This is a genomic window from Erwinia piriflorinigrans CFBP 5888 (assembly GCF_001050515.1).
Lineage (GTDB): Bacteria > Pseudomonadota > Gammaproteobacteria > Enterobacterales > Enterobacteriaceae > Erwinia > Erwinia piriflorinigrans.
This window is the reverse complement of record NZ_CAHS01000015.1, coordinates 522,643-539,548: the sequence shown is the minus strand read 5'-3', so window position 1 is coordinate 539,548 and position 16,906 is coordinate 522,643. Positions and strand designations below refer to the sequence as shown.

Annotated in this window: 15 protein-coding genes and 2 pseudogenes; 13 read left to right on the top strand and 4 right to left on the bottom strand. The window is 47.5% G+C overall.

The features are described 5' to 3' along the window. The first annotated feature begins 9 nt into the window (after positions 1-9). On the top strand, positions 10-798 hold the full coding sequence (locus EPIR_RS10675; protein ID WP_048697498.1) for an ABC transporter permease: 789 nt from the start codon (positions 10-12) through the stop codon (positions 796-798). Further along, positions 795-2,186 (top strand): ATP-binding cassette domain-containing protein, encoded by a 1,392-nt coding sequence (locus EPIR_RS10670; protein WP_023655408.1) that lies wholly within the window; start codon positions 795-797, stop codon positions 2,184-2,186. The genes EPIR_RS10675 and EPIR_RS10670 overlap by 4 nt, the downstream gene beginning before the upstream one ends. A gap of 55 nt (positions 2,187-2,241) precedes the next feature. On the opposite strand, the gene EPIR_RS10665 is transcribed toward EPIR_RS10670, so the two are convergent. After that, positions 2,242-3,375, bottom strand: coding sequence for an ABC transporter substrate-binding protein (locus tag EPIR_RS10665; RefSeq protein ID WP_023655407.1), 1,134 nt, complete (start codon positions 3,373-3,375; stop codon positions 2,242-2,244). Between the two features lie 311 nt (positions 3,376-3,686). On the opposite strand from EPIR_RS10665, the gene EPIR_RS10660 reads away from it, so the two are divergent. Together EPIR_RS10660 and EPIR_RS19075 are read left to right on the top strand one after the other, a co-directional pair. Then, positions 3,687-4,049: a type II toxin-antitoxin system HigB family toxin gene (locus EPIR_RS10660; protein ID WP_023655405.1), complete on the top strand. Its 363-nt coding sequence runs from the start codon at positions 3,687-3,689 to the stop codon at positions 4,047-4,049. Next, positions 4,050-4,523, top strand: coding sequence for a helix-turn-helix domain-containing protein (locus EPIR_RS19075; RefSeq protein ID WP_023655404.1), 474 nt, complete (start codon positions 4,050-4,052; stop codon positions 4,521-4,523). It begins immediately after the preceding gene. On the opposite strand, the gene EPIR_RS10650 is transcribed toward EPIR_RS19075, so the two are convergent. Both EPIR_RS10650 and EPIR_RS10640 read right to left on the bottom strand, forming a co-directional pair. Next, entirely contained in the window at positions 4,507-5,721 is a 1,215-nt protein-coding gene (locus EPIR_RS10650; RefSeq protein ID WP_023655403.1) for an FAD-dependent oxidoreductase, read from the bottom strand. The genes EPIR_RS19075 and EPIR_RS10650 overlap by 17 nt on opposite strands. Before the next feature lie 557 nt (positions 5,722-6,278). Then, the gene (locus EPIR_RS10640) at positions 6,279-7,505 is read right to left on the bottom strand and encodes an ATP-grasp domain-containing protein (RefSeq protein WP_023655401.1); all 1,227 of its coding nucleotides are present in this window, start codon (positions 7,503-7,505) and stop codon (positions 6,279-6,281) included. Between the two features lie 243 nt (positions 7,506-7,748). Between EPIR_RS10640 and EPIR_RS18580 the strand changes: the two are divergent. Beyond that, positions 7,749-7,970 (top strand): annotated as a pseudogene (locus EPIR_RS18580) (transposase); the annotation flags it as partial. Positions 7,971-8,021: 51 nt separating this feature from the next. Here EPIR_RS18580 and EPIR_RS18280 read toward each other — a convergent pair. After that, a pseudogene (locus EPIR_RS18280) lies at positions 8,022-8,234 on the bottom strand (transposase); the annotation flags it as partial. A gap of 567 nt (positions 8,235-8,801) precedes the next feature. On the opposite strand from EPIR_RS18280, the gene EPIR_RS10635 reads away from it, so the two are divergent. The 8 genes from EPIR_RS10635 (at position 8,802) to EPIR_RS10600 (ending at position 16,903) form a co-directional block, all read left to right on the top strand. Further along, a complete protein-coding gene (locus tag EPIR_RS10635; RefSeq protein WP_023655400.1) occupies positions 8,802-10,250 on the top strand; it encodes a class I adenylate-forming enzyme family protein in 1,449 nt (482 codons plus the stop codon). Then, positions 10,243-10,509, top strand: coding sequence for an acyl carrier protein (locus EPIR_RS10630; RefSeq protein ID WP_023655399.1), 267 nt, complete (start codon positions 10,243-10,245; stop codon positions 10,507-10,509). The genes EPIR_RS10635 and EPIR_RS10630 overlap by 8 nt, the downstream gene beginning before the upstream one ends. Before the next feature lie 13 nt (positions 10,510-10,522). After that, positions 10,523-11,269 carry a class II aldolase/adducin family protein gene (locus EPIR_RS10625; protein ID WP_048697352.1) on the top strand — a complete coding sequence of 249 codons (747 nt, stop codon included), beginning with the start codon at positions 10,523-10,525 and terminating at the stop codon, positions 11,267-11,269. A 68-nt stretch (positions 11,270-11,337) separates the two neighbouring features. Then, on the top strand, positions 11,338-12,630 hold the full coding sequence (locus tag EPIR_RS10620) for a nitroreductase family protein (RefSeq protein ID WP_023655398.1): 1,293 nt from the start codon (positions 11,338-11,340) through the stop codon (positions 12,628-12,630). Positions 12,631-12,668: 38 nt separating this feature from the next. After that, positions 12,669-13,928 carry a serine hydroxymethyltransferase gene (locus EPIR_RS10615; RefSeq protein ID WP_023655397.1) on the top strand — a complete coding sequence of 420 codons (1,260 nt, stop codon included), beginning with the start codon at positions 12,669-12,671 and terminating at the stop codon, positions 13,926-13,928. Between the two features lie 58 nt (positions 13,929-13,986). After that, the gene (locus EPIR_RS10610; RefSeq protein WP_023655396.1) at positions 13,987-14,853 is read left to right on the top strand and encodes an alpha/beta fold hydrolase; all 867 of its coding nucleotides are present in this window, start codon (positions 13,987-13,989) and stop codon (positions 14,851-14,853) included. After that, positions 14,850-15,821, top strand: a complete 972-nt coding sequence (locus EPIR_RS10605; RefSeq protein WP_023655395.1) for a TauD/TfdA family dioxygenase — start codon at positions 14,850-14,852, stop codon at positions 15,819-15,821. Before EPIR_RS10610 ends, EPIR_RS10605 begins: the two co-directional genes overlap by 4 nt. Beyond that, positions 15,821-16,903 (top strand): TauD/TfdA family dioxygenase, encoded by a 1,083-nt coding sequence (locus tag EPIR_RS10600; RefSeq protein WP_048697347.1) that lies wholly within the window; start codon positions 15,821-15,823, stop codon positions 16,901-16,903. The genes EPIR_RS10605 and EPIR_RS10600 overlap by 1 nt, the downstream gene beginning before the upstream one ends. Positions 16,904-16,906: the final 3 nt, after the last annotated feature.

Below are 16,906 nucleotides of genomic sequence, written 5' to 3'. Positions count from 1 at the left end.
AATAATCTGATGTACCGCACCTCACTGGCACAGCGTGTCGGCGCGACGTTACTGCTGTTGTTGGGGATATTCGCCTTTATTCTGCCACTATTGTGGCCGCAGGATCCTCTGCGCCAGCAGCTGACGCTAGCGCTACAGTGGCCCACTCTGGATGCCCCGCTGGGCTATGACCATCTCGGACGCTCGCTTTTCGCACGCCTGACGGCGGCGATTCGTTTGTCGCTTGGGCTGGCGCTGGTCAGTGTGCTAAGTGCACTGATTTCGGGTGTTTCTCTTGGCGTACTCGCCGCATGGCGTGGCGGTGTGGTCGATCGCGGTGTGTCGCTGCTGGCGGATGCATTTCTTGCGTTGCCGGGGCTGCTGCTGGTTTTACTGTTAACCGCACTGGTGCCGGACTCCGCCCTGATGCTGTATGTCGGTATTTCGCTGCTGCTATGGGTAGAGTACTTCCGTCTTAGCCGTGCTATTGCCCGTCCGTTGTTGGCGTCTCCGGCAGTGCAGGCCTCGCGCCTTCTCGGCTTCAGTCCGTGGCTTATTTTCCGCCGCCATTTGTGGCCTGAGATGGCCCCGGTGGTGCTGACCGTGGCCGCATTCGGTGCAGCCAGCGCCATTATGGCGATTGCCGCCCTCGGTTTTGTTAGTGTAGGTGTACGTCCTCCCACGCCCGAACTGGGGCTGATGATGACCGAACTGCTTCCCTATTATGAAGAAGCGCCATATGCGCTGCTGCAACCGGTAGTGGTGGTGTTTTTACTGGTATTAAGCCTGTTACTGCTGGCCGGGAGGGAGAAATCATGATCCTGATGAATATTGAAGAAGCGGCGGTGAGCGGAGGCGACCTGCCGGTACAGCCCCTGTCGTTCACTTTGCATGCGGGTCAGCCTTTTACCCTGCTGGGTGAATCAGGCTCTGGTAAAAGCCTGCTGGCTCAGGCAGTGACAGGCACATTACCCGATGGATTACAGGCCAGCGGGACGCTGGATTTTAACGGCCAGCGCCACGATCTGGCCAGCCGCCCGGCACGCGCCCTGTGGGGACATACGCTGGGCATCCTGCCGCAGGAGCCGTGGCTGGCGCTTGACCCGATTATGCGTGCGGGCGATCAGGTGGCAGAGGGGTATCAGTTTTTGCGCGCGTTGACTGCGTCGGACGCGCGTGCGCGTGCCATCAGCGATCTGCATGCGCTGGGAGTGGCTCAGGCTGCCGATAAGCTGCCACAGGCGCTGTCAGGTGGAATGGCTCAGCGTGTCGCCTTTGCCGCTGCCCGTGCTGGCGGCGCTCATATTATGGTTGCCGACGAGCCGACCAAAGGGCTTGACGTGGCGCGCCGCGATGAGGCGATAGCCCTGCTGTTACGTGAAGTGCAGGCCGGTGGTGGGCTGTTGACGATTACCCACGATATTGAGCTGGCGCGGAAGATCGGCGGTGAAGTGGCGGTGATGCGGCGCGGTGAAATTGTTGAGCGTGGTAGTGCGCAGCAGGTACTGACGCAGCCGCAACATCCCTACACTCAGGCGCTGCTTGACGCTGACCCATCCCGTTGGCCGGTGCGTCAACCCGTTGAACATACTCAGCAGGTGGTACTGGAAGCCCGTAATCTCAGTAAAAGTCGTGGTGGACGCCAGCTGTTCTGTCGCCAGTCGCTGTGCGTGCGTGCCGGGGAGGTGATTGGTGTTACCGGACCAAGCGGCTGTGGCAAGAGCAGTTTTGGCGATATTTTATTGGGGCTGTTATCTGCCGATAACGGTTATGTGGTGCGTCAGCCAGAGTTGGCGGCGGTCAGATTCCAGAAAATATTCCAGGATCCCCCCTCGGCCTTTGCACCCCGGGTTACGGTGCGCCAGACGCTGGAAGATGTCGTACGCCTGCATCGACTCGACAGGCTGCGCATCGGGCAGCTGATGGAGCGGCTGAAACTCTCCCCGCAACTGCTTGACCGTTATCCACCGGAGATCTCCGGCGGCGAACTGCAACGCTTTGCATTACTACGCGTGCTGTTACTTGATCCGGTATTTCTGTTTGCCGACGAGCCGACTTCCAGACTCGACCTGCTTACCCAGCGGCAGACCATAGAACTGCTGGTCGAAGTGGCGGCAGAGCAGAACTGTGCGCTGCTGATTGTCAGCCACGATGAGGCTCTTGTTGACCGCATTAGCCATCGTCGTATCAGGCTAGGTGAAGGATAGATGTTGAAACGCGCCGGAGACCGGCGCGATCGCTATACTTCTGATAAGCACAGCACTACTCGGGATGATATTCGATATTAATCGGCTCATCCGGCAGTTGGGTAAAGGTGCGTATAATGGTGTGGTAATCGGCAGTGGGGTTCAGCTGTGTAAACTGCTGAGGGTAAAAGTCTTTTGCCAACATCTCCATACCGATAATGTTGTACGGGTGGTTGTAAAAGTGGTGGTAGACCGCCGCCACTTTACCCGCTTTCACTGCCGGAATATCTTTCACACCGGTGCGGTCGCGCAGCTGGGTGAACGTTGTCCTTATTTCTGCGACGTTGGTGTTGTAGCCCAGTGGAATAACGTTACTGCCTTTACCGCCGCGCTTCGAGCCACTCATGACGTAGTAATCGGGATTGAGGGCGATGACCTTTTCTACCGCAATGGTGCCACTGGTGCCGGGCAGCAGTTCAGAGCCGATATTTTTGGCTCCAGTGGCTTCCACCAGTCCACCCCAGCCATTATGCCCATGCGTAAAGCAACAGCCTTCACCGCCGCCGCTGATACCTGCAATAGGTTCAACAAATACGGTTGGTTTTGGCGAAACGCCCTTTACCGCGTCCTGCATCGCATTCAGCTTGTGCTTGTACCAGTCGGTATAAGCCTTTGCATTTTCTTCCTGATTCAGAACCTGGCCGAGTAGCGTAATGCTGGCTGCGGTGTTTTGTACCGGGTGCAGTTCCGTATCGACAAACAGCACCGGGATATTTAGCGTGCTGAGCTGAGCCAGAACGCCGCTCTGTTGCAGAGCGGGCTTAGCCCGTAGCTGGGCAATCATCACATCAGGATGTTTGGCGATCACCGTTTCCAGATTAACGTCTCCCTGGTCAGAGAAACCCATATCCAGGATTTTTTCGGATTGTGGCCAGCGCTTATACAGCATATTCCAGCTGCCGCTGTCCTGCTTCTTCATCAGATTATTCCAAGCGACCACGCGGCGGAAAGGATTGTCGCGATCCAGTAAGGCGAGACTGAGAATTTCACGGCCGTCTTGCAGGATCACCCGTTGAGGTTCCTGCCTGAACACCACTTTCTGGCCATCCATGTCGGTGACGGTCAGTGGGTAGGTGGTGGCAAAACCCAGTGTTGGCAGGGCGCAAATCAGCATGGCGGGCAGAGTTTTAAGCGGGGAAATGGCGGTCATAGTAAGGATATCCTGGTCAGGCAGTTGATGATAAATATTATCATTCTTCTTTGGGAAGTTGTATTAATGCCTGGACACCGATGAAGCCACGTACCTTTACGTTGCGAAAAGGGGGAGCTGTTTTCATCTCTTGCTGATCTTGCGAGCTGTTATCCATCATCAGCACCTCATTCTGTTTTTCTAGCGCCTCTCGCTTAATCTGGGTGCCGTTTCTGCATCACGGCGGAAATCCATTGTCTTTAACCAAGAGTTCATGGAGAAAGATCTTTAGATTGCTAATATCGTAATTTGCGATAATATAAGGAGCCAACATGCGAGTCATCACGGCAAAGGTTGTCACAGAGGCTATGCAAAAACATGCGCAGTGGAAGGTCGGTTTGAAGCTATGGCTCAATGTGTTCAATACGGCCACGCTGCGATTTGATTCCTTTTCACAGCTGCGGGCGCACTGGTTGCAGGTATCTGGCTGGGATCTGGACTTTATATCCTGTGCACGACTTAAGCCAGAGAGTCGCAAGGGGCCGCTGGATATATGCGTTTTTGATATTCACAAAAACCAGTGTCGTTTAGTGACATGGATCAACACCAGGTCAGGGACTTTGTACATTAAACAGGTTTGTTCACATGCCGACTACGACAAATGGTGGCGAGATCAGACCAAAGCGAAGAGGTGAATGATGGAAAGATTGTCGGCGAATACTCTCCAGCTGGAAGGATTGATCGCCAGCCTGCCGCTGCTGCTGCAAACCACGGCAGGCCAGCTGGAGGCCATGTCAGTACTGCTGCGCGCCTGTACCCATCCAGTCGAAAATGACAGCGATCTGCAGGGGCGTATGGCACTGATTGATGCGCTGTACGCCTGTGCCACAGGGGTTGAGCATTTTGCTGCCCAGTGTGCTGAGCGGGTGGCTGACCGCGTACACGAATATGAGATGAAACATCTGCGGATGCCTGACGTGGCACCCGGTGAGGTGCTCTCAGTATTGATGAAAGATCGCGGCATCCGTCAGGTCGATTTGCAGCATATCGCTACGCAGAGCGTCATCTCTGACATCATTAATGGCAAACGAGCCATGAACGTGTCACAGATCAAGGGGCTGGCGAAATTTTTCCGCGTACCGGTGGACATGTTTATCGGCCAACAATAAAACGGCGTGGTTTTTCACGCCGAAAACCCAGACCAATAATCCAGCCAAAAACCCAGGGCAGGAACGGGAAGCGTTTGATGATACGCGGCAGCGGGCTGGGCTGGTCATCGTTACGTTTTTTACCGCTCATTTTTATCTGGATAAACTGGGTTGCGCGTGTCGGGAATTGTCGGCGCTGCTGCACTTTTTCCAGCAGATGCAGGCTGATTTCGCCTTTTAGAAGTGCGGTGGCCAGATAGTTGGCGCTGGCAACGGCATCCTGGATAGCCAGATTGACGCCAACGCCGCCAATTGGCGACATGGCGTGAGCGGCATCACCGATGCACAGTACGCCGGGTTTCATCCACTGATCCAGTCGGTCGATACGAATATCCAGTAGCCTGACCTGCTCCCACTCTGTCAGCGGTTGCAGGCGCGCCAGCGGGAAGGGGGCTACTGCGGCGATCTGCTGTTTAAAACGATCGATACCCCCCTCCTTTATCGCAGCAAACTGCCCTTTATCAATAGAATAGCCGCACTGCCAGAAGCTACCGCGATCGAGCATGATAAAGTTTTGTTTCGGCCCTTTGTGGCCAGTGTTCCATTCCGGGTCATCGACGGCTTTGTTCAGCTGAAACCACAGGACGTCTCGAGGTGCACCAAAGGATTCTCCTGTTAGTCCGGCCAGTTGCCGTACCTTCGAGTGGCGTCCATCGCAGCCTACCACCAGTTTTGCCCTGATCTCACATGAGCCATTAGCACCCGTCGCACGCACGCCACAGACCGTATCACCTTCATAGATCAAGTCGCTTAATACGGTAGACTGGCGCAGTGTAAAACTGGGTAGGGCAGATGCTTTAGCACTGAGAAAGTTAAGGAAATCCCACTGCGGCATAAACGCCATAAAACGGCACTTTACCGGCAGACGCGAAAAATCAGCCAGCGTGATCTCCTCGCCGGCTATCTCCGCCTGTAGGCGCGGAAGGCGCTGATGCGGTAGGCTAAGCAGTTCTTCCAGTAAGCCAAGATGATGCATTACTTGAAGGGTAGAAGGGTGGATCGTATCGCCACGGAAGTCGCGCAGGAAATCACCGTGTTTTTCAATGACGATGACCTGCACGCCGGAACGGGCCAACAGATAGCCGAGCATTAATCCTGCTGGCCCCCCTCCGACAATGCAACAATCAGTGGTTAAAAGTTCAGGTGGTGCTGGCTGCATATTGACTCCCGCAATACAAATCGTCATTCATGATAATGGTTATCATTAGCTTTATCGAGTGCAGCGTGTCATTTCTTATCCGTCAAATGGCAGGTGCGGCAGGTACGTCATTATGCTTATTCACGGCGCAAATGACATCCCACCTGATATTCACTGGCATTGCGAAACATCACCGAGTCATTGACGTGTTCCCGGATTATGTGGTGGTACACGCTAACCTGCAGCACACTCGGACAAATGAGGTCATGGAGCACCGTAAGAAGCATATATTTGGTTCCTGCAACGCCATTATCCAGGCGGGAAAGGTTATTGGCCGGAGTTGAAATAAATGCAGGATCAGAAACATATTCAGGAATAACTTCAGCAAAGAAATCCCGTTAGACGGCAGTGCTGGCTCTGTGGATTTATGACGCCGCATGATGTTACATCACTGCGGCATTATCATGGATGTGAGGGTTGTCATCGTGTGTCGTACCACCAGGGAGGCCGCTGCCTTTTCCCTGGCGTCCGATAGCTATGCCCCGGTGATGTTTCTTAAGATAATCGCTAACCTTCCATTATTTAACCTGACGTACTTCGGTATCTTTGTAGGTAAAGGCGATCGTCGATAACGCATTCCGGGCTGCACTTAACGCTTCGTCCGCACTTAACCCGGTAGCAATTGCGTATGCGCTTCTGTCAAAGCTGTTCTTCACCGGGCGCGCAGTATCGCCAGGCTGAGCAATCAGCGTAATATCTGCGATATTATCCCGTTTTTTCGCTTCCTCTACCCCGGTCACACTGTCAAGAATGAAACCTTCCTTACCCTCTGGTGAGGAATACCATACTGCCGAGTAACCGTTTTTATTTTTCTTACAGAGTTCGATCTCTGCTAAATCATCTGTGTTTATCCTGGCAACAAGATTCAACAGATCTATTCCTGTCGATAGCTCAAGCAGGCGATAGATATTATCGCCACCGGGGCGTGTGTGGGTTTCAATAACAACAGGTCCGTCAAGGGAGATAATAATTTCAGTATGAGACGGGCAATTATCAAACTGCATAACGGTGAGAAATCTTGTCACATAGTGTTTTATCTGATTTTCAAGTGAAGCCGATAGGGGGGCGGGCAGTGCATGGCCCACTTCGACAAAGTTTTCATTCTTGTATTTTTTGGTGATAGCTAAGATATGATGCTGGTTATGATAAGACACCGCTTCAACGCTATATTCATCACCACAAACGAATGACTCGACTAAAAAGGCTTCGTTAAGCCCTGACTCAAGGATCGCGGTCAATTGATGGTAGCTTTGCTCATCCTTTAGCAAAAATATATCCCTGCTCGCTTCGCCAGACAGTGGTTTGAGTACCGCAGGAAATCCGACGCGATTTAATGCATCATGCAGTTCGGAATAGAGTGTTATTTTCTCAAATTTTATTGTAGGGAAATCATTTTTATCCAGGTGTTTACGCATTGAATATTTATCAAGAGTTCTGCTGACCAGCTTCACATCGTGAATAACGGGTAAGCCAGCCTCTGAAGCAACCCGGGCAGCAACCAATTGCCATCTTTCACTGAATGCCATAACACGGTCAATATTAAATACAGAACGCTCAAGACATATCTTTAGTGCGACTGATTCAATATTTCCCACATCCTGAACAAAGTGTACTGCTTCGTAAATAGCGTTTTCATCAATCTTAATTTTCTTCCCTGGGTCGGGAATGATAAATAAACGATGACCTAATGCCTTAAGCTTGTTATGTATGGCGGAAAAACTACTACCTAAAATCAGTATGTTCATTGCATAACCCTTCTTGGGACTATTCCTGTTCTTCAGCTTCTCCTTTTATGTTTCGCAGGGCAACTGAGAATATTGCGCGGATAAAAAATATAGAAAAATCCTATACGACTAACCGATAGGGATTTCAGGGCATGTTGTCGTTGATCTTCACGCCGTGCCCCTTAATCACATGATCTATAATAACCGTCTGTTTCCACTACATTTTGAACTATGGCTCGCTACGGCCTTACCGATGAAGCATGAATGATCAGCCTGCCTTTACTGCCAGCTGAACCAGTAACACCCCGGGCCGGATGTTCATAGGCAGAACATCGTAAAACCATCAACGGCATGCTCCGGGTTCTGTGTTCAGGTGCGCCATAACGCGATTTTCCTGAGCGATATGGTCCGTGGGAAACCGTATATAACCGCGTTAACCGATGGTAGAGGTCGGGAGAAATTAATCTAATTTTCAATATCTTAATTTAGTCATCTGATGAAAACGGTGTTGTTGGCCGGCCTGTCACGGTGCTGGATGACAGCATGCCACTGGCGTTCAATATGATTTACCCACGGTGAGTAAACAGGCTGGCAAATTACCCTTAACATTGGATTCTGTTTCAACCAGCGCAGGGTTTCACGACTCTTGTGGCTGATGTCGTTATCAACGATCGGTGTGATAGTTTCTGCACGCCTGTATGACGCTTCCAGGTGTTTTAGCAGACTGATGAACAGCGTAGCCGGATAACTCTCTGTGCTGAGAGACGGTAATCCCGGCCATACGATCTTTTTTCCTGCAAATTATAAACGGTTATCAATCACTGCCACAGATAATGACTGGCCGCTATGCTGCGCAGCATCTCTGCAACTTAGGTTGAGCGCAGATTCAGCCCGACACCGACCACAACAAATTCGCGTGTGAAAAAAACTAATATACAGCATAAAACTTAACTTATTTCGCAATGAATAATAAATAGATGGAAGTAATAAGTTTCCTTCCTTTATGCAAAATATTAAATAAGAAAAAACTTAGGTCTTTTTGTTCATTTTTCATGATACTAAAAACCAGATATTTACAATAAAACAGTGATAATGCGCTGCTTTTTATGCGATAAATGGTCTTTAATTTTTAATGTAACGGCAATGTTGATTCTTTAATTTCCTAATAACACAAGCTATTGGTATTAATTTTCATGTGTGCTAGCATCATAAAAATTAGATTTTCTAATGATTTAACTTTCTGGAAATGTACGTTGCCAGATATAAAAATTAATTGATGACAAGCAATGTAATAACGAGAATTAAACCGTGAAAAAAATGTTAGGAACTCTGACGCAAGCGGTCGAGAGTTATCCGGGAAATATAGCCATCAAAGATGCGTTTTCTCAGATAAGCTATTGCGTGCTGTGGGAAAATATTGAAGCGTTGTCGAAAAGAATAAAAAAAAACCAAGCTGGTCAGCGTTGTCTGCTAATAAGCAGGAACTCACACTATTCCGTCACGGCTTTCTATGCATTAGTGAAGTGTGGTATCGCACCATTTCTAGCAGACCCTGCCTGGTCGTACGAACACTGCAAAATATATGCATCAGGTTACGGTATCACTCATATTATAGTCGACAATAGTAGTGATGCATGGAGGTTAGATAATGCCTCTTTTTTGACGGATGATGGCATGCTTTCCATCGCGTCTTTTGATGACAGTACTGAAGTAACCAGCAAATTAATAACCGTAAAAGAACCTTTTTTTGCACGTTTTACATCCGGTTCAACAGGCAGACCAAGAGCTTTAGCTTTTGGTGAAGATGCGGCTATTACCGCCGCCGAAAATTGGTCTGAAGCAGCCGGTATTGAAGCGGGCACGCGCGTGCTTTGCCTGGCTTCGCTAAATAATGGTTTATCTTTTAATACTTCGCTTCTTTCTGTTTTTATGAAAGGTGCGATGCTTATTTATCATGCTGGCCCGCTGCTGCCTGGCGTGTTAACTAAAACATTATTGAACTTCAATCCGCATATAATGGTAGCGTTTCCCTTTATCTATGAAATGCTCTGCTCTAAAAAAGAGCGCCTGTTGCTCCTGAAAGAGAAAGTAAAATTCGCCGTCAGCTCTTCGGCATTGCTTCCACAGGAAGTTATCGACTCATGGACAGAAGCCACAAATATACCGATTAAAAACTACTATGGCGTGGCGGAACTGGGCCCGGTGACTTTCAGCAGTAAAATGGTGAAAGGGAGTGTTGGTCAAGCGATACGTGGTGTTGACATGATCATTGTCGATGACAATGGCCAGCATTTACCTCGTGGTGAACAGGGGAAAGTAGCGGTCAAAACCAAATCTGCCGCCTTGAGTTACCTCGACGAAAGGGGCGCAGACTATCTGAGCAGCCTGAATGCAGCAGGCTATTACGTGACAAAAGATTTAGGGATTATAGATAAGCAGGGTTATTTATTTATAAAAGGGCGAAGCGGAGCTGTTATTAATATTTCAGGGCAAAAAATAGATCCGAAAGAGATAGAAGACTGCCTGGAAAACCTTAAGGGTATATCGAAATCTGTCGTCACTGCGGAAAAAGGCACTAACCGTATTTATCTGTGTGCTCATGTAGAAACCCAATCAGTGACCGAAGAAGATATTCGTATTTACTGTGGGAGTCAGCTTTTGCCATCAAGGATACCCACCGTTATTCGTATCTATGAAAAAATGCCAAGATCAGCAGCAGGAAAGGTTCAATTTTCAGAGCTAATAAAAGGAACGCAAGATGAGTGATGACGCATCAGCAAAAATCGAAGAACTAAAAACAACATTAATCGCCTTAGTTAATGAAATAAATGATGGGAATATTAATATCAAGGCTGAGCAATCAGCTATCCCGCTTAAAGATTTAGGTTTGGATTCGGTAGGGTTGTTAAGCTTTTTGGTGGCGATAGAAGACGAACTTGGCATTGAATGGTCGCTTGATGTGGATAAAAAAGTATTTACAACTATCGACAGTTTGACCAATCACCTTGCTCTCACCCACGGCTGAGCGGAACAGGATTATGAGTCATATAACCGGAGCGTCGGCTTCTTTATCCGGGCAGGCATTGCAGCGAAAACAATTAGCGCTTGCAAGCAGGATCCTTTCATTAAACGGGCATGATGATTTCAATCAGGGACAGGTCTCATCTCGGCTGAAGGGAAGCGATAGCCTGATAATTAAAAGGGCAATGTCGGGTTTTATGTGCGCAGAGCCGACGGATATGATTGCCTGTGCTGTGGACCCAGACTGCCGGGCACCTGCGGAGGCCCCGCCAGAATTGCCCCTTCATCAGGCTATATATCTTGCCAGGCCTGATGTTGGTGCAATCGTGCATACTCACCCGGAACACGCGCTGGTTTTTGGTGCTACAGAGTATGAGATAGAAGCCATTTCTCACGAAGGAAGCTTTTTTTCCAGCACCATACCTCGGTTTACCGAGAGCAGTCAGACCATACTGAATTATGAAATGGGTATACAGGTAGCAAAATGTCTGGGGAAAAGTTCAGCTCTGTTTTTATGTAACCACGGTATCGTGCTTGCTGCGAAAACCATCAGGCAGGCTACCGTGCTGGCTGTCATGCTGGAGAGGGCATGCAGAATTCAATTGCTTGCAAAATGCTCTACGGATCATTATCGCACGTCCTGGCATTATGAACTGTCGGATAAGAAAGCATATATCTACTCGGATGTGGCAATGAAGTCATATTGGGATACCAGCGTGGCGAATTTATATCACCAGTTTCCCGAGATAAAAGAGTGGAATTAATGATGAACAATTTCCTTAGTGATTTAAAGCGACAGGACATTTCTTCGTCCCTTTCAAGGACGTCTAAAATGTGTTCTCATACGATTTTTTCCCCAGCAATTTTGATTAATCGTCATTCCGTTTTGCCAGAAGAGTTAATTCCATTGAAAGAAGCGCTGGGATGGACATGTGGCAAGAAAAATAGTAGCCACAATGGTATCCAGAAAAGATATATACCTTCTGCCGGTGCTCGCTATCCAACGGAGGTTCTGGCACTTTATCTGGCAGACGGTGTTTATCAACTTTATTATTATGATGTTGACGAGCACAAAATGTATAGCACCTTTAACAGCGGTCAGGCTGGGTTAGGTGAAATATTTGCCGATCATAAGGCTAATGAAAAAGAAGTCGTTATTATTTTTGCTTCCGTGTTATGGCGCACCCTGGAGAGGTATGGGCTGCGCGGATACCGTTACTGTCTTATTGAAACAGGTTGTATGGCATCGCAGTTGAATAAAACAACGGGTGCGGTTAATGGTCATATTGCACTTAAAACACCGACAGAAAACCTGGATAAGCATCTTGGGTTGAGCTGTTCAACGCCTGCAATGGCGACCTGCAAATTAGAACTTAACTCTCTGAAAGGTGTGAAAAAATTCAAGATAGCGGAAAAAAAAGGCGTTCAATATATTGATGAGCAAACGCCCACGATGAACCCATTGCTTAAACGAGTGGAAAAATTCCACCGTAAAGCCATGAAGAAAGTCACAAGGATAGCGGTGCCAGCATCGATGTCGTTCTCTGAATATGAAAAAAGAGAATCAGCGAATCATTTTAGTGAAAGATTACTGAGTAATGATGATATTTCTTTAATAAAACGCCATCTTGTCGAGCAGTGCAGAAATCATGAAAATGAACGGCATGAACACTTAGATATAGTCATTCTTTCGGTTGATGAAGATAAGTTCATTAATCCAGTGATGTTATGGGTACGCAACGAAGGGGTGAAAGAAATTTCATTGCCGTATCGGAGTGTTGATATATCATCTTTTACCGATAATGTATTCCAGCAGCAAGAAATAGTTAAGCGCTCAAGCGTGATTGTTATGGTCGGGATGTCTACATGTCTTACCGATTGCTTCGATTATGGATATTTTTCCAGGATGAGTCTTAAAGCCGGTATGTTGATTGCCGATCTCTACAGGTTGGCAGACAGCGCGGATATTGGAACAACCACAATAGGTGGATTCTCTGACGCTCAGTTCGTCGGCAAGCTGGGGTTAGATAACTTCTATCCTCTCATTGCTCAAATATATGGAAAAACATCAGAACGAGATATAAAAGAGGACTCGCGAGTATTATTGACGTCAGAAAGATTTTGATTGAGCCAGAAAAAACAAATTAATGACTAGAGGTTAAAATGGAATATCATCAGATCCCAACGGTTGATAACGAAATTTATAAATTATTGAAAGATGAAGAGCATCGTCAGCATTCAGGATTGGAGCTTATCGCGAGTGAAAACTACGCAAGCGCCGCCGTTTTAGAAACCATGAGTAGCGTACTGAATAACAAATATAGCGAAGGATATCCGGGCCGACGCTATTATGGCGGGCAGGAAGTTACAGATATCATTGAACAGTTAGCTATTGACAGGGCTAAGGCTTTGTTCGGTGCACAGCATGCCAACGTACAGCCACATGCAGGCGCACCGGCTAACATCGCCACCTATTTCGCCTTGGCAAAGCCAGGCGATACGATTATGGGTATGGATTTAGGACATGGCGGACATCTGACTCATGGCGCTCCGGTAACAGAAATAGCTAATGTATTCCGTTTTGTCCGCTACAAAATGAAAAATATTGAAACGGGCGAAATAGATTACGATGAAATGAGGGAAACTGCGCGCCGTGAAAAACCGCGTATTATCATCGCTGGTTTTTCTGCCTATCCGCGAGAGCTGGACTATCAAAAAATCAGGGAAATTGCTGATGAAGTGGGTGCATGGGCTATTGCCGACGTCGCACATATTGCCGGGCTGATTGTCGGCGGGCAGCTTGCAAACCCATTTGATTCAGGGTTCGACACCGTGTTAACCACGACGCATAAAACGTTACGCGGACCAAGAGGTGGGCTGATCCTGTCGCGAACCGAAGAGATTGGCAAAAAAATCGATAAAGCCATTTTCCCTGGTATGCAGGGCGGGCCAATTATGCAGATGGTGGCGGCCAAAGCCGTGGCCTTCAAAGAGGCCGCTCAGCCTGAATTCAAAATTTATGCAGCTCAGGTGATTAAAAATGCGCGAATGCTTGCTGAAACTCTGATGGAGCGCGAAGCGCGCTTAATCACCAACGGCACCGACAATCATTTAATGCTTATTGACTGTGTTAAAAGCTGGAATCTGACCGGTGGCGAAGCACAGGTTATTCTCGATAACATCGGTATTACCCTAAACAAAAATATGATCCCTGATGACCCCCGTAAAGCACTCGATCCAAGCGGGATTCGGATCGGCACACCAGCGTTAACCACTCGTGGAATGAAAGAAGAAGAGATGAAGCAGCTGGGGGAAATTATTATTAAGGCCGTCACTAATAGTTCGCAATCACATCTTGATTATTTGAAAAAAGAAGTGGTAGCACTCGCCACACGTTTCCCGGTTCCGGGTATCAATCTTTAATTATTAATCTAAGGCGGAGGGGATTGAGCCTGATTCGCCTCTGCATACAGGATGAACGATGTCTAATAATAACGTTAGCGGAACGGTTCCCGTTAGTCACGGTATAGATATTTACTATGAAACTCGTGGGGAAGGATTTCCATTACTTATTTTGAATAATTTCTTTATGACATCAGAGCAATGGCGACCATTAACAAAACACATTGCGTCAAAATTCAAAGTTATTAACTATGATCTTCGTCATCAGGGGCGTTCTTCCCGAACCGAAGATGCGATAACGCTTGAAGATCATCTGGATGATCTGACGGTGTTGATTGAAAAATTGGGGTTAGATAAATTCTATTTAATGGGGACTTGCGTTTCTACATTAATTGCCCGCGATTATGCCATGAGACACCCTGAAAGGGTTAAAGGTGTCGTAATGGTTGGGCCTATATTCAGCCCTTATGGGGACCTACCGAGAAAGTTGATGCACAGGTCGTTGATTAATAGTTTGAAGTCTGGCGGCGGTGAGGCGCTGTTTGATCATTACTATCCTCTGCTTTATACGCCAAAAACTCAACAGTCAAACCAAAAAGTAGGCTATCTGGCCCTTAAAGCAAGATTTTTAGAGAATAATTCGGACGAACAACTACTGAAGCATCTTAGCTCTACCGTTGACGTGGTGGATAATCCGGATGGATTAGCTAATCTCGTCGTACCGACTATATTAATTTCCGGGGAAGAGGACCCTTTTACCAGTCGTAGAGGATTGAGACTTCTCGAAAAGATGATCCCTGATTGCGTTGTTGAATTAATTGAAGCTACGGGGCATAACCCCTATATAGAATCAAACTCGGTATTTGAGAGCTGCATAGTTCGCTTTATGGATACGATCTGTGAACGAGATGTGTCAGCGGAAAGTTCGAATGAGGTCATAGTATGACTTCACTTCATTCTTTGTTGCATTACTATAATGAAGAAAGTTTCCCTTTGGTTATTCATTATAATAAAAAGATATTTCAGTTTTATAATGATCAGCCGTCTGCTTGGATAAATGGCATAAACGATCTGCTTCTGAAGCACGGTGCAATATTGTTTCGGGGTTTCCCTGTCTCTGGCGTTGATGCTTTTGAGAACTTTGTTTCTGGTACCAGCGGTAGCGAAAACTGGATGGAGTATCCTGACGAGAAGGCAACGCCTCGCAGCGCGGTAAAAAATAAAGTTATGACTTCAACTGAGTATCACGCGCAGGGGTCAATATATTTACATAATGAGTGCTGTCATCGTAAAAGCTGGCCGCAGCATCTCTATTTTTGCTGTCATCAACCTGCAAAGGAAGGCGGCGCAACGCCCGTCGCTTCCGTCCGTGCCGTGACCAGAGCGATCGAGCAACAGTTCGGTGAACTTTTCCGCCAGCGTGGCGCACGTTATTTACGAAACTATGGCGGCCAGTATGGCGCTAATCTAAGTTATAGTTTTGGTACGGAAGATCCTGAAACGATTGAATCTTACTGTGAAGCTGCTGGATTAAGCTGGCAATGGTTGGGTAAAGGCCAGTTAAGAACCCTGGCTGAATTTCCAGCTTATCGAACGCATCCGCAAACGCATGAAGCATTGTGGTTCAACAATATCACTTTTTATCATCGCACTAGTATCGAGCCTCGGTTCGCCAGGCTGCTTGCGCATGTTCCTCCGGAAGAGCTGGCTTTCGCCAGCTATTACGGCGACGGTGAGCCGATTGCTGATACGGTTATTCAACAACTCCGCGCGGCATATGACAGTTATACCACCAGATTTGCGTGGCAGGCTGATGATGTTTTGCTGATTGATAATATGATATGCGCTCATGCCCGCGATCCTTATAAAGGTGCCAGAACCACGTGGGTTGCTATGGCGAGGGAGGTCTATTAATGAAAAACGATCGGCTTGCCGTATGGAAAATTGCTCAGCCTGTCTGCAATCTTGCCGGTTATGCTGAAGCCAGCTCTTTTATAAAGTATGCTGATTCGACGATCGCTAATGAAAAGTTGTTTCATATTACTTTTTATCCAGAGGCGCTGGCGGCGTTTAAACAGGGTAAACTTACTCAATTTTTACAGGCTGTCATTAAATACACTGGCGCGCTTTTAGTGAGAGGCTGGGAAATAAAAGCAGAAGATTTTCAGTATGTGCTCGACACACTCGCTAACGGCCGACGTGCTAGTTATGGTGAAACGCAATCATTGAGGTTGCATGTGGGGGAAAATGTTTATACATCTACGGAGCATCCGAGTAGCCAAAATATTTTCTATCACAATGAGAACTCTCACAGGATGATATGGCCAAAGCTTATTTCATTTTACTGCGAATACCCGTCGGATTCAGGCGGTGACACGCCCATCGTAAATAATTATTTGGTTGAGGGTTTTCTATCAGAGGAAACTAAAGAACGTTTTATGCGCCTGGGTGTTCGTTATCGGCGTAATTTCCGCAATCAATTTGGCGTTCCCTGGCAAACTGTATTTGAAACAGATGATAAAAAAGTCGTGGATGATTATTGTCAGGTGAATGACATCCAGGCTGAATGGCAAAGCAATAACGATTTAACGGTCACTTATGATCGCCCTGCTTATGTTGTTCATCCGGAAAACAATCGTTCGATATGGTGCAATAATGTGGCGTTTTACCATCCACTATCACTTGAATCACGGCAATATCGTACGTTGCGGATGATAATGAAAGAGAATGAAATGCCAACGTATGTCAGTTTCGGTAACGGGGAGACTATCCCACCTGAAATAATTGAAGAAATTAAAAACGCTTATCATCAGGCAGCCAGCCGGTTTAGCTGGAAGGCACAGGATATGTTAATCATGGATAACATAATTTATGCTCACGGAAGAGATGCCTTCACCGGTTCAAGAAGAATTCTTGTCACTATGGCGGAACCGGTAACTCGCAGCTTTAAACCGCGTTTGGATCAGCCGGCCATACTCAAAGCATGTAATGGATAACAC